13 protein-coding genes and 1 pseudogene are annotated in these 12,995 nt (G+C 55.2%); 8 read left to right on the plus strand and 6 right to left on the minus strand.

All coding sequences use genetic code 11. The annotated features are described in order from the left end of the window. The first annotated feature begins 85 nt into the window (after window positions 1-85). From DBZ16_RS03940 to DBZ16_RS15655, 5 genes and pseudogenes are all read left to right on the plus strand, one after another. On the plus strand, window positions 86-376 hold the full coding sequence (locus DBZ16_RS03940; RefSeq protein ID WP_107812990.1) for a phosphopantetheine-binding protein: 291 nt from the start codon (window positions 86-88) through the stop codon (window positions 374-376). After that, window positions 373-1,407: a beta-ketoacyl synthase N-terminal-like domain-containing protein gene (locus DBZ16_RS03945; RefSeq protein ID WP_107812991.1), complete on the plus strand. Its 1,035-nt coding sequence runs from the start codon at window positions 373-375 to the stop codon at window positions 1,405-1,407. The genes DBZ16_RS03940 and DBZ16_RS03945 overlap by 4 nt, the downstream gene beginning before the upstream one ends. Beyond that, entirely contained in the window at window positions 1,389-2,123 is a 735-nt protein-coding gene (locus DBZ16_RS03950) for a hypothetical protein (protein WP_107812992.1), read from the plus strand. Before DBZ16_RS03945 ends, DBZ16_RS03950 begins: the two co-directional genes overlap by 19 nt. A gap of 198 nt (window positions 2,124-2,321) precedes the next feature. After that, a complete protein-coding gene (locus DBZ16_RS03960; RefSeq protein ID WP_107812993.1) occupies window positions 2,322-4,667 on the plus strand; it encodes an MMPL family transporter in 2,346 nt (781 codons plus the stop codon). A gap of 157 nt (window positions 4,668-4,824) precedes the next feature. Further along, window positions 4,825-4,986: pseudogene (locus DBZ16_RS15655) on the plus strand (IS5/IS1182 family transposase); the annotation flags it as partial. Here DBZ16_RS15655 and pyrC read toward each other — a convergent pair. The 4 genes from pyrC to DBZ16_RS03990 all read right to left on the minus strand — a co-directional run bounded on the left by pyrC (window position 4,954) and on the right by DBZ16_RS03990 (window position 7,741). Further along, window positions 4,954-5,988: a dihydroorotase gene (pyrC, locus tag DBZ16_RS03970; protein WP_107812994.1), complete on the minus strand. Its 1,035-nt coding sequence runs from the start codon at window positions 5,986-5,988 to the stop codon at window positions 4,954-4,956. The pseudogene DBZ16_RS15655 and the gene pyrC overlap by 33 nt on opposite strands. 232 nt (window positions 5,989-6,220) lie before the next feature. Further along, on the minus strand, window positions 6,221-6,823 hold the full coding sequence (locus tag DBZ16_RS03980; protein ID WP_107812995.1) for an NMCC_0638 family (lipo)protein: 603 nt from the start codon (window positions 6,821-6,823) through the stop codon (window positions 6,221-6,223). Window positions 6,824-6,836: 13 nt separating this feature from the next. Beyond that, window positions 6,837-7,061: a sulfurtransferase TusA family protein gene (locus DBZ16_RS03985; RefSeq protein WP_107812996.1), complete on the minus strand. Its 225-nt coding sequence runs from the start codon at window positions 7,059-7,061 to the stop codon at window positions 6,837-6,839. Window positions 7,062-7,162: 101 nt separating this feature from the next. Then, window positions 7,163-7,741, minus strand: coding sequence for a hypothetical protein (locus tag DBZ16_RS03990; RefSeq protein WP_107812997.1), 579 nt, complete (start codon window positions 7,739-7,741; stop codon window positions 7,163-7,165). Window positions 7,742-7,964: 223 nt separating this feature from the next. Here DBZ16_RS03990 and DBZ16_RS03995 point away from each other — a divergent pair, with 223 nt between their 5' ends. Continuing rightward, the gene (locus DBZ16_RS03995) at window positions 7,965-8,576 is read left to right on the plus strand and encodes a CNP1-like family protein (RefSeq protein WP_107812998.1); all 612 of its coding nucleotides are present in this window, start codon (window positions 7,965-7,967) and stop codon (window positions 8,574-8,576) included. Window positions 8,577-8,654: 78 nt separating this feature from the next. Here the strand turns inward: DBZ16_RS03995 and fumC are convergent, their stop codons facing one another. Together fumC and dut are read right to left on the minus strand one after the other, a co-directional pair. Beyond that, window positions 8,655-10,043, minus strand: coding sequence for a class II fumarate hydratase (gene fumC / locus DBZ16_RS04000; protein WP_107812999.1), 1,389 nt, complete (start codon window positions 10,041-10,043; stop codon window positions 8,655-8,657). A 380-nt stretch (window positions 10,044-10,423) separates the two neighbouring features. Then, complete coding sequence (gene dut / locus DBZ16_RS04010; RefSeq protein WP_107813112.1) at window positions 10,424-10,876, minus strand: dUTP diphosphatase; 453 nt, start codon at window positions 10,874-10,876, stop codon at window positions 10,424-10,426. A gap of 122 nt (window positions 10,877-10,998) precedes the next feature. Between dut and pdxH the strand changes: the two genes are divergently transcribed. Both pdxH and DBZ16_RS04020 read left to right on the plus strand, forming a co-directional pair. Further along, complete coding sequence (gene pdxH / locus DBZ16_RS04015) at window positions 10,999-11,631, plus strand: pyridoxamine 5'-phosphate oxidase (RefSeq protein ID WP_070538807.1); 633 nt, start codon at window positions 10,999-11,001, stop codon at window positions 11,629-11,631. Window positions 11,632-11,816: 185 nt separating this feature from the next. Beyond that, a complete protein-coding gene (locus DBZ16_RS04020; RefSeq protein WP_070773463.1) occupies window positions 11,817-12,866 on the plus strand; it encodes a pseudouridine synthase in 1,050 nt (349 codons plus the stop codon). The last annotated feature ends 129 nt before the right edge of the window (window positions 12,867-12,995 follow it).

Below are 12,995 nucleotides of genomic sequence, written 5' to 3' on the forward strand. Positions count from 1 at the left end.
TTAAATTATATCGGTTTGGAAAGCCATCAGGTCGTCTGAAAACACAAGCCGACATCCATCCCTACCCCAAACACGAAAGCAAAAAATGTCCTACACCTTTACCTTGGCAGAACACGCGCTGGAAGCGGAATTGAAAAAGCTGATTCTGCAAGAAGCCGACAAGACCGATGATGTTGCTGCCGAAGACTTTACCGACGATGCGCCGTTGTTCGGCGACGGCAGCCCTATCGACTTGGATTCGCTCGACGCGCTGCAAATCTGCGTCGCGCTGCAACAGTATTTCCAAGTGCGGCTGCAAGGCGACCGTATGGTGCGCAAGCATATGATGAGCGTGCGCGATTTGGCGGCGTTCGTCCGCGCGGAGCATGGGGCGTGAGCTGGGTTTGCGGTACGGCGGCAACCTCCGCGCTGAATCCGCAGGCGGATTTCAGACGACCCGATGCGGTGTCTTATACGTTTTTAAACCAGCCGCAGCAGGCCGCTTATTTCCGCGCTTTTACCGACGACAGCTTGGGGAGCGCCGCTTTTGCGGATATTGCTGAACAACATTTGCGCCGCGCCGCCGAAGATGCCGGGTGGTCGTCTGAAAGCTGGCATGACGCGCCGGTTTTTATCGGTTCGAGTTCTTACGCCATCGCCGAATACGAAAACCGCCGCCGCGCGGGCAATACGGACATTGGGGAACACGGCCTGCTCTATCTTGCTGAAGATTTGCGCAAACGCAGCGGCAACCGACAGATTTTCAGTTTGGCAACCGCCTGCACCTCCTCCGCCCATGCGCTGATTCAGGCAGACAATTGTTTGCGCGGCGGGGCGGAACGCGCCTTCGTCCTCGGCATCGAAAACCTCAACCGCCTGACCCTGCTGCATTTTCACAGTTTGGGTTTGTTTACCGAACGATATCAGCCCTTCGGCGGCAACGGTCTGATTTTGGGCGAAGGTGTCGCCGCACTCGCCCTCTCTGCCACGCCGCCTGATCGTGCAGGTCGTCTGAAACTCGTCGGACATGCCGCCAATACCGGCAACGACCTGATTCAAAGCGACAGCAAGGCTTTAGAGCAGGTTATCAGCCGCGCTTTAAATGCCGCTGCTGTTGCCCCCGAAAACATCGCCGCCGTCAAAACCCACGGTATCGGTACCGCCGACAGCGACGCCGCCGAACTGGCTGCGCTGGAAAACGTATTCGGCAGCCTGCCGCCACTGATGGCATTCAAAGCGCAAATCGGTCATACCCTCGGTGCAACCGCCGCCCTCGAAACCGCGCTGCTCTTGTCCGCCCTGAAACAAGGCGGCGGCACCGATTATCAAGGACGCGAAATCCGTTTTTCAGACGACCTTTTCTGTCTCGCCAACCATTTCGGTTTCGGCGGCAGCAATACAGCTATGGTATGGCAATGGCAATCATAAATCCTGACATCCGCATCACCGCCGCCGCGCGTTTCTATACCGAAGCCGCCGTCGGCAACAAAATCCTCAAACAAACCTTGCAGCAGCAAAGCGGCACGGACGCCCGCCGCCTCAGCCGCCTGAGCCTGATTGCCGCACTCGGCGCAGGCCTGCTGCGCGGACAAAGCGAAATCCGCTCCGATTGCGCCGTCTTCCTCGGCACGCCGTTTTCCTCGCCATCCGTGTTTGAAAAAATGGCGGACAACGTGCTCAACCACCATGCCGCCATGCCTTTCGACTTCATCGCCAACCTGCACAACGCCCCCGTTTTTCATGCCGCGCAAACTCTAGGCACGCACGGCGCGACGTTGGCGGTTGCCACCGAACGCCATTTGGAAACCCGTTTCCACCCTCTGCTGCTCGCCGCACAATCCTTGCCAAACGGCGGACAGGCCGCAGTCGGCTGGGCATACGAACACCAAGCCACCCACGCCGATACGCGCGAAGGCAGCATTTGGATTTTGCTCGAACACGGCGCGGAACACGGCATTCCGATTACCTTAAATATAGGCGACGAGGAAGCGGAAATGCCGTCCCGTCAGGCGGCTGTACAATCTGAAACGCAAAGATATTATTGGCAGGACATCGCCGATTTTTTGGAAACATTGTGCCTTGCCGACGACTTGCCATCAGACAAAACAAGCCCAATCATGATGGCGCGCGCGGAAATCCTGTGATTTTGCACATTCGAAATTTATCCAAGAATAAGCCGCTGCCTCCGCGCCGACAGGTCGTCTGAAAATCCGAAACTGTCTTCCGTTTCAAACACGTTTTCAGACGACCTGCCTCTTTCCCCTACCGATTATCCATTCCGATTGTCAATGCACCCGACTTCCCCATAAAATGCCACAGACACACTTCAAAACATTTGAAAAATGATGACTACCTACCGCCGCGCCTACACTGTCCTCACCGCCCTGCTGATCCTGTTTCTCATCTATACCGTCTCCACGAAAAACTGGCTGCAAACCGACCTGACCGCGCTGCTGCCGAGCGAACAGCAGCCGGACGCGCTTTTGACGGCGGCAGACAAAGCGGGCGAAGAGCAGTTGAACACGCAGGTGATTTTGCTGGCGGGCAGCAAAGACGCGGAAACGGCGTTTCAGACGACCTCTGAGATTGCCGCTTTGTGGCGTAAAAGCGGCGTGTTCCAACAAGTGGACAGCAGCGTGACGCCCGACTTGGACAAGGTGCGCGCGGATATCGGCAAGCTGGGACTCGCTCTGCTGCCGAATGAACAGGTGCGCCTGCTGTTTGAGCATCCGCAAGCCTATTTCCAAGCGCGGGCGGAAGCGGCGGTCAACCCGTTTGCCGCGCCCTCGCCTTTGTCTTTGGAACAAGACTGGCTGGGCTTCGGGCGCTTTGTCGCGGGCAAGGCGAATCCGCAAAGCCGCTTGCAGTGGAACATGGACAACGGCATGTTGTTCACCGAAGGCGATGACGGGAAAACTTGGGTTTGGCTGCGCGGAAAACTGGCGACGGGCGACAATTTTTCAGGCAACAACGCCCTTCTGCCGCTGATAGCGGAAAGCCGCAAACTGGCAAAAGCCAAAGGCGCGGACACGCTGACGGCGGGCGGCGCGCTGTTTGCGGCCGCGTCCAAAACAGAGGCAGAGCAGGAAAGCCGGACGATGAGTACGGTGGGGATGCTGCTGACGTTTGCTCTGCTGCTGTGGGTATTCCGCAGCGTCCGCGTGTTCTGGCTGACGCTGCCTTTGGCGGCGGGTATGCTGACCGGTCTGGCGGCGGCTTTGCTGGTTTTCGGCGAAGTACATATCCTGACCATCGTCATCGGCACGAGTTTGGTCGGGATGTTGGTGGATTTCCCGCTGCACTGGCTCGCGCCTTCGGTATTTGGCACGAGCGCAAAAAACAGCAAAACGGCTTTTTCAGACGACCCCATATGGCAGGCAGAACCCGCCATGAAACATGTCTTGCCGAGCTTTACCGTCAGTCTGCTGATTACGGTATTGGGCTACGCGCTCTTGTGGTTCACGCCGTTGCCCGTATTGCGGCAGACCGCCGTGTTCTCAGGATTTGCGCTGGCTGGCGCATTCGGCGCGACGGTGTTGTGGCTGCCGCCGCTGTTTCAGCGTTACCGCGCCAAAACCGTGCCGTTTGCCGCGCTGACCGAACGGCTCTACGCGCTGTCGGGTCGTCTGAAAATCCGTCTGCACAAACGCGGCTGGCTGATTGTCGGCGGCGTATTGCTGGCGGTCGGCTTGTGGCGCAGCGACTGGCGCGACGACATCCGCCAATGGGTCAACATGCCGTCTGAAATGCTGGCGGAAGTGCAACGTATCGGACAGTTGAGCGGAGCGGATTTCGGCGGCAAATACTTGGTTGCCGAAGCGCCGAGCGAAGACGCTTTATTGATGAAAACCGCCGAACTCGGCCGCGCGCTGCAACCTTTAGTCGCGCAAGGCAAGCTCGTCAGCTTCCAATCTCCCGACCAGCTCCTGATGCCCGTATCCGAACAGAAAAAACTGCAAAACCGCCTGCGCGAACTCTCCAAGCTGCCCGAAAGCCGCCAGCCGCTCGTCGATATCGGCATCCCGCACAAAACCCTACGCAACGCCCTGCTGCAAGCCGCCGATGCGCCGCCGTTGACGCTTGCCGATGCGCTGAAAACCGATTTGGCGGAAGCCTGGCGACCGCTTTATTTGGGTGAAGTCGAAAAAGGCCGTTTCGCCGCCATCGTGCGTCTGAACGGCATGACCGACGACAGCGCCGTCCGCTCCGCCGCGCAAAGCGTAGCGGGCGTACATTGGGCGGACAAACGCGCCCATCTGAACAATCTCTTCCACCACACGCGCAATCAGGCGGCGTGGTTGAAACTGGCATCCTATGCGCTGGCATGGCTGGTTTTATGGCGTATGTTCGGCATGAAGCGCGGCACCAAAATCCTTGCCGTACCGCTTGCCGCCGCCGTCTGCACCGTCGCCGTACTCGGTTTGGCAGGCATCCCCGTCAGCCTGTTCGCCATGTTCGGTCTGCTTTTGGTGTCCGCCATCGGCGTCGATTACGCCGTCTATGCCCTCACCGCACGCCACAGCGCCCCCGCGCGGCTGGGCGGGATGCTGCTTGCCGCCGCCACCACCGCGATTTCCTTCGCCTTGCTCGCCCTCAGCGGCACGCCCGCCGTCGCCGCCTTCGGCATTACGGTCACAGTCGGCGTCGCGTTCAATATTTGGTTGGCGGGGACTTTGTTGAAAGATTGATGGCAAAGTTTGTCAGCATTCAATAGCTTCTAAGAAACAAAAAGGTCGTCTGAAAACAGGTTTGAGCAAAATCTGCTCCATCCGTTTTCAGACGACCTTTCTCCATCCTTTCCCCCAAAACCAAAATGCCTGCCCTTTTTTCGGGCAGGCATTTTCATATAGTGGATTAACTTTAAATCAGGACAAGGCGACGAAGCCGCAGACAGTACAGATAATACGGCAAGGCGAGGCAACGCCGTACTGGTTTAAAGTTAATCCACTATACGTCAGTTCAATCAAATTCGGCTCAATATTCCACCGTCCAGCCTATCTCTCCGCCCGCGCGCATCGGGACGAGTTCGCCGTCGCCGTAAGGGACGCTTGCGGGGATGGTTTGGCTTTGTTTGACGAGGGTGATCGTGTCGGCGTTTTCGGGAATGCCGTAGAACCTTGCGCCGTTTTTCGAGGCGAAGGCTTCAAGTTTGTCCAAAGCACCTGCTTTTTCAAACACTTCGGCATAAAGTTCGATGGCGGTCATGGCGCTGAACATGCCGGCGCAGCCGCAGGCGTTTTCTTTGGCGGATTTGGCGTGCGGCGCGGAGTCGGTGCCGAGGAAGAATTTGTGCGCCTTCTCGCCGGTAACGGCGGCGACCAATGCTTGACGGTGGGTTTCGCGTTTAAGTACGGGCAGGCAGAAATGATGGGGGCGCACGCCGCCGACCAAGAGGTCGTTGCGGTTGAGCAAGAGGTGTTGCGGGGTAACGGAGGCGGCAACGTTGTCGCCTGCGTCTAAAACGAGACGGGCGGCTTCGGCGGTGGTGATGTGTTCGAACACGACTTTGAGATTCGGTACTTGCGCCAAAACGGGTTTCATCACGCGCTCGATAAAGGCGGCTTCGCGGTCGAAAATATCGATTTCGGGATCGGTTACTTCGCCGTGAACGAGGAACAGGATGCCCTGTTTTGCCATTTCTTCCAAAACGGGAATGAGTTTGAACAGGTCGGTTACGCCGGAATCGGAATTGGTGGTCGCGCCGGCAGGGTAGAGTTTGAAGGCAACGATGCCGGCGGCTTTGGCTTCGCGCACAAGTGCAGGCGTGGCTTGGTCGGTCAGGTAAAGCGTCATCAACGGCTCAAACGCGCTGCCTTCGGGCAATGCCGCCATGATGCGCGCTTTGTAGGCAAGCGCGTCGGCAACGCTGACGACGGGCGGTTTGAGATTGGGCATGATGACGGCACGCCCCATCTGGCGGGCGGTATAGGGGGCAACGGCTTTGAGCGCGTCGCCGTCGCGCAGGTGCAGGTGCATATCGTCGGGGCGGATGATGGTCAGGGTTTGCATGAGTGTTCCTTTTTAGATTTTTGGGTTTCAGACGACCCCTTGATGTTTCCTAGGGGCTGTCGACATTTCATTTTCCCAGTGGATTTTTGTTCACAAAGCGGAAGATTCAAGGCGGAAACCGCAACAAGGTTGGACACCTTGTGAGGATTTCCAACGTGGAAGATGCCGCTTTGAGGATAAAAAGACACGGAAACTATTGAATGCCGACAGTCCCTAAGGTCGTCTGAAAAGGCTATTGCACAAGGACAGGCTTGCCGTCGTAGGACTGATGCGTCAGGTAAAACACCGCCTGTACGGGCAGCTGGTCGGACGGGGTGGTCTTGACGGTCAGCAGGGTTTCTTCCGAGCTGCCCGGCGCGCGCCACGCGTAGGACAACTGGCGGATCGGAATCAGCGATTCGGAGGCTTGATCGGTGCGCAATTCATTGTTCAAGCCACTCGGCGGGTTTTCCACCAATACCATAAACTGCTTGCGTATCAAGGTTTCGTCAGCACGCGCCGTCTTCACGCTGCAACTGTCGCCGGTCAGGCTCAAATAATAATCCGCGCCATCCTGCGTTTTCTTCCAAACGGCAAGCGCATCCGGCTCGACGAAGCCTGCGGGCAGCCTGCCGATTTCTTCCGCATTCAAAGCCGTCAGCTTTTCATTATCGGCAAAAGAGCGCACTTTATCGGCAGCCCCGTCAAAAGCAACGCAGCCTTGCCGGAACAATTCCGCTGCCGCGTTCGCTCGATCAGCCATTTGCTTGGGCGGCACTTCTTCCCTGCCGCACGCCGCCAATAAAATGGACACAACGGCAAGCGTCAAAAGCCTTGAAATCGGACGTTTCGCCATTTTCAGACGACCTCTATTTGTGTTTCACGACCAGCGTGAACACGCCGTCTTGTTCGCGCGATTCGAGCAAAATATGCCCGGTCTGGCGGCAGAAAGCCTCAAAATCGCCGGGCGCGCCACCGTCGGTCGCCAACACGGTCAGGACTTCGCCTTCCTGCATTTGCGCCAAAGCTTTTTTGGCACGCAAAATCGGCAGTGGGCATTTCAAACCGATGACATCCAGAGTTTGTGTATTCATAAGGCTCCATAGGTGTATTGAGGTTGGGTTTTATTGCCGCGTTACCCAAAGCGGCACAACTATTCAGCTATAACTAAAGCAATGATAAATTTATCTTTTAGCTATTTTAGAGAATTCAGCATTTTTAATGTAAAAGAAATTTTTTTTGCTGTATTTTGTGAATTTTCAGAAATATATTTTTCAATCAATATAGCTGTTTCCGCAAAATACTCAGTAGATGTTTCAAATTCTCTTGTTTGTTGCATCCTTGTAAAAGCAATGTAAAACATAAAAAACTCTGTCAGGCTATTACTCAACTGATAAAAATCCGGGTCTCCTGGTCTTCCTGCATATACGGGAGACATTAAATTAGTTACATCGCAAAAAATAATGGCATCACTATCTGTACAAGCAAAAATTTGATATTTTCCATCTATAAATTCTTCATAATCTTGCAAAGCCCAATGTTCAACTGTTGTAAATTCGGAATGTAAAGGCAACAATATTAAATTAAAATTACTATTTCCAAAATAACAATTTCCCTTCATTTGGACATGCTGATAATAATATAAAAGCTCTCCTTGAAAAAATGAGGATAAAATATCTAACTCTTCAAATGAAAATTCTAATTTATTTGAAGGAAATGGGGTTATTCTTGAATATAGTTCTACTAACTCACTTAATACATTGTCTAATTTCATATTTTCCCCATTAACATTTATCTTGTTCTTGACTTAATCGTTGTTGTAAGGTTGCTTTGCGATCGATTAACCTTCCTGTAGTTTTATCAGTATAGTTGCCCCTATATCCTGAGGATGAAAACTCGTCATATTAATCAGAATTAACGTCAATTATACCGTACTTACTTGCACCCCACCCCGCCAAACCCATAAAATAAAGCCGTTTTTCACTTTGGAGCACACCATGCGCCGTCTCGCCCTCCTGACCATCTGCCTCGCCGCCACGGCAGTCAACGCCGCCGGATTCAGCGAAAAAGATACCCCCTTCAACACACGCTACAAAGAAAGCCCGGAAGAAGCCGCAGCCCGCGAGTTCGCCGAACAAAAAACCGCGCTCCCGCCCCTGCCCGACACCCAATCCGGCGACTGGTTCGACCTCTACGTCAGCGAAGACTACGGCAAACAGCCCAAAATCCTCCTCAGCAGCCTGCAAATCATGCCCTCTCCCGACGGCAGCATCCGCTACATCCTCAACGTGCGTTCCGACAAAGGCCATGACAACCTGACCGTCGAAGGTCTCTTCTGCGCCCGTTCGTCCTTCACATACGGCAAAGACAAACGCTCGTCTTATAAAGTGTTCGGCTACGGCGACACCGTCAACCGCCGCTGGATCGAGCCGCGCAAAGCCGAATGGAAGCCCATAGGCTCGACCTTCAACAAAAACGACGCGATGCGCGCCGTCCTCTACCAAGCCTTCTGTACCGACGGCGTACCGACCACCACCGAAGGTCTGGTCAAACGCCTCAAAGAACGCGCCGGACGCTACGCGCCGAAAATGGTGCGCCACGACAAATAAGCCGTTTGACGGTTCGAACATCAAAAAAGGTCGTCTGAAATATTTTCAGACGACCTTTACCGTATTTCAAACCATCGATTAACGCGGATGAACCATATCGGCAGGAACAACCAGTTCGTCAAACTCTTCGCCTGTCAGCAAGCCCAACTCGACGGCGGTTTCGCGCAGCGATTTGTCGTTTTTATAGGCGGTTTTGGCAACTTTGGCAGCGTTTTCGTAGCCGATTTTGCGGTTCAGCGCGGTAACGAGCATCAGGGAATGGTGCAGGAAATAGTCGATTTTTTCCGGCACGGGTTCGATGCCGGCGGCGCAGTGTTCGTTGAAGCTGTTGCACGCGTCGCCCAAGAGGCGGATGGATTGCAAGAGGTTGTAGGCGATAACGGGCATATAGACGTTCAGCTCGAAATTGCCCGACGCGCCCGCCATGCCGATGGCGACGTCGTTGCCGAACACTTGGCAGCACACCATGGTCATCGCTTCGCATTGGGTCGGGTTGACTTTGCCCGGCATGATGGACGAACCCGGCTCGTTTTCAGGGATTTTGATTTCGCCCAAACCGCAGCGCGGGCCGCTTGCCAGCCAGCGGATGTCGTTGGCGATTTTGTTCAGGCTTGCCGCCAGTGTTTTCAATGCGCCCGAAGCGGCAACGGCGGCATCGCGTCCGCCCAAGGCTTCAAATTTGTTCGGCGCGCTGACAAACGGTAGACCGGACAGTTCGGCGAGTTTGGCGGCGGCTTTTTCGGCGTATTCGGGATGGCTGTTCAAGCCCGTACCGACTGCTGTGCCGCCCAAGGCGAGTTCGTATAAACCTTTGAGCGCGTCGTTCAGACGACCTAAGCCGTGGTCGAGCTGGGAAACGTAGCCGGAAAACTCTTGACCCAAAGTCAGCGGCGTCGCGTCCTGCAAGTGGGTGCGGCCGATTTTGACGATGGGGGCGAATTCTTTGGCTTTTTTGTCCAATGTGTCGCGCAGGGCTTTTACCGCCGGAATAAGGTGGCGGTTGATTTCAATCGCGGCGGCGACGTGGATGGCGGTCGGGAACGCGTCGTTGGTCGATTGCGCGTGGTTCACATGGTCGTTGGGATGGACGGGCTGATACGCCGCCAAACCCGTACCGGCGATTTCGTTGGCGCGGTTTGCCAGCACTTCGTTCATGTTCATATTGGACTGCGTGCCGGAGCCGGTCTGCCAAACCACTAAGGGGAACTGCCCGTCGAGCTTGCCGTTCAACACGTCGTCCACCGCCTGCGTAATCAAATCCGCCTGCTCAGGCTTAATCCTGCCGAGGGAAACATTGGTCGCGGCTGCGGCTTTTTTCACCAGTGCCAAAGCATGAATCAACGGCTGCGGCAGGGTTTCGCCGCCGATTTTGAAATTGTTGCAGCTGCGCTGAGTCTGCGCGCCCCAATAGGCTTCGGACGGGACTTCGACATTGCCCATGGTGTCGTGTTCAGTACGGGTGCTCATTCGTTTCTCCTAAGTTAAATGATAATGCAAATAATTTGCAAGCGTATTATAGCGGGCAGGAGGTCGTCTGAAAAGCGGAGGAAGGGGTCTGGGGAAGGGGTTTGGGAAAGAGGTTTCGGACAGCGTTTTGAAAACTGATTTGAAAACTGAAAAGAAGATTGAAACGGGCGAACGCATTGGGTTTGAACTGGTTTGGGCTATCCGAAATGTCAGAAAGGTCGTCTGAAAACCAGTATCGCAAGTTTTCAGACGACCTTTGTATAGTGGATTAAATTTAAACCAGTACGGCGTTGCCTCGCCTTGCCGTACTATTTGTACTGTCTGCGGCTTCGTCGCCTTGTCCTGATTTAAATTTAATCCACTATATGTGAACAGGCGCTTTAGGCTTTGCCCGTGCTGCCGAAGCCGCCTTCGCCGCGTTCGCTGGCGGCAAATTCATCCACGACTTTAAACGATGCTTGAACGACGGGGACAATCACCATTTGCGCGATGCGTTCCAGCGGCTCGATGGTGAACGCTTCTTTGCCCCTGTTCCACACGGAGACTTTGAGTTCGCCCTGATAATCCGAGTCGATCAGTCCGACCAAGTTGCCCAAGACGATGCCGTGTTTGTGTCCCAGACCGGAACGTGGCAGCAAAACGGCGGCGTAGTCGGGATTGGCAAGGTGCACCGCCAGACCGGTCGGAACAAGATAAGTGTCGCCCGGTTGCAGGGTCACGGCTTCGTCCAAACAGGCGCGCAGGTCGAGTCCGGCGGAACCGGGCGTGGCGTAGGCGGGCAGTTTTTCCGCCATTTTCGGATTGAGGATTTTCAGTTCGACTTCGGTTTGCATGGTTTTTTCCGTTTCATTTGATTTGACGCGGATTATACACATATTCCCCTTCCCTATCGTTGGAGTCGTTTGAAAAAACGGGGTATGATTCATTCAACCAAACGTGAATATCGGAGAACATCATGGATTTGCACAATATCCGCGAAGATTACAGCAAGCGCGAACTGTCGGAATCGGAATGCCATGCCGACCCGATTGTCCAGTTCGAGCAATGGCTGAACGAGGCGATTCATTCGCAAGTCAACGAGCCGACCGCCGTCAACGTCGCCTCGGTGGGCGAAGACGGCAGGCCGAACAGCCGCATGGTGCTGCTGAAAGAAGTCAATCCTCAGGGATTTGTGTTTTTCAGCAATTACTTAAGCCGCAAAGGACGCTCGTTTGATGCGCATCCGTTTGCCGCCATGACGTTTTTCTGGCCGGAGCTGGAGCGGCAGGTGCGCGTTGAAGGGCGCATCGAAAAACTGGATGCAGCCGCGTCGGACGAATATTTCGACAGCCGCCCTTACACCAGCCGAATCGGCGCATGGGCAAGCGCGCAAAGCGAAGTGTTGTCGAGCAAGGCGGCATTGGTCGCCAAAGCTGCTGCCGTAGGCGTGAAACATCCGCTGCACGTCCCGCGTCCGCCGCATTGGGGCGGCTATCTCGTCATTCCCGACCGCATCGAATTCTGGCAGGGCCGCCCCAGCCGCCTGCACGACCGCATCCAATACCGCTTGGTTGACGGCAACTGGATACGCGAGCGCCTGTCGCCTTAAACTTCCCACAGCTTCAAGCCGATAGGGTAAAATCCCGACTCAAGCAAAAGGTCGTCTGAAATATAAAAACGTTTTAGCAAAACTCGTTTCATTCGTTTCAGACGACCTTTTATCCGTAACTTATCCTGCCGCCACCGCCGCAGAAGAACCGTTCCGATCATCAGGAAACGCGTTAGGAGAACCCCATGTCCAAGCAACCCACCAGCAAACGCCAATGGCGCGACGGCGCAGCCCCGTCTGCCAAGAAAACCGCCAAACCTTTCAAAAGCAAAGCCCGTCCCAAAGACGAAACGCGCAAAACCGCTTCTAAACCTTACGGACAAAAAGTTTCAGACGACCTCAAGCCGCAAAACGCCCCCAAACAGCGCGCCGCCAAAGCCAGAAAACTCGTCGTCCGCAATCCCAACCAAAAAATCATGGAACGCGCGCGCGATTTGAAAGAGCGCCGCAGCGACTTGTCGCGCATGGAACCCGAACGCCTGCAAAAAGTGCTTGCCGCATCCGGCGTCGGCTCCCGCCGCGAAATGGAAGAATGGATTAACAACGGCTGGGTAACGGTCAACGGCAAAACCGCGCAACTGGGCGACAAAGTCACCCCCGACGACCACGTTACCGTCAAAGGCAGCATCATCAAGCTCAAATGGGCCGACCGCCTGCCGCGCATCATCCTGTATTATAAACAAGAAGGCGAAATCGTCTCCCGCGACGACCCGCAAGGCCGCGTCAGCATCTTCGACCGCCTGCCGCAGGCCGCCAGCAGCCGCTGGGTCGCCATCGGACGCTTGGACATCAACACCAGCGGTCTGCTCATCCTGACCACCTCCGGCGAACTCGTCCAACGTTTCGCCCACCCCAGCTTCGAAGTCGAACGCGAATACGCCGTGCGCGTGCTGGGCGGGCTGACCACCGAACAAATGCGCAACCTCACCGAAGAAGGCGTGATGCTCGAAGACGGCTTGGCAAAAGTCGAACGCATCTACGAACAAGGCGGCGAAGGCGCAAACAAATGGTACAACGTCGTGATTAAAGAAGGCCGCAACCGCGAAGTGCGCCGCATATTCGAAAGCCAAGGTCTCACCGTCAGTCGCCTCGTGCGCGTCGGCTTCGGCCCCATCGGCCTGCCCAACCGCCTCAAACGCGGACAGTTCTACGAACTCAACCCCGCCGAAGTCGCCAACATCATCAAATGGGCGGACATGCTGCTGCCGGGCGAACGACGCCGGAAGAAAAGTTAATGTAAGATAAATCGGGGCTGAGACCTTTACAAAATCGTCTCAGCCCGACAAAATCTTGCCCAAGTCATAAACATAGTGGGTTAAGTTTAGACCAGTACCGCGTTGCTCCGCCGTACTGGTTTAAATTTA

The sequence above is a fragment of the Neisseria sicca genome (genome assembly GCF_003044565.1).
GTDB classification, from domain to species: domain Bacteria; phylum Pseudomonadota; class Gammaproteobacteria; order Burkholderiales; family Neisseriaceae; genus Neisseria; species Neisseria sicca_A.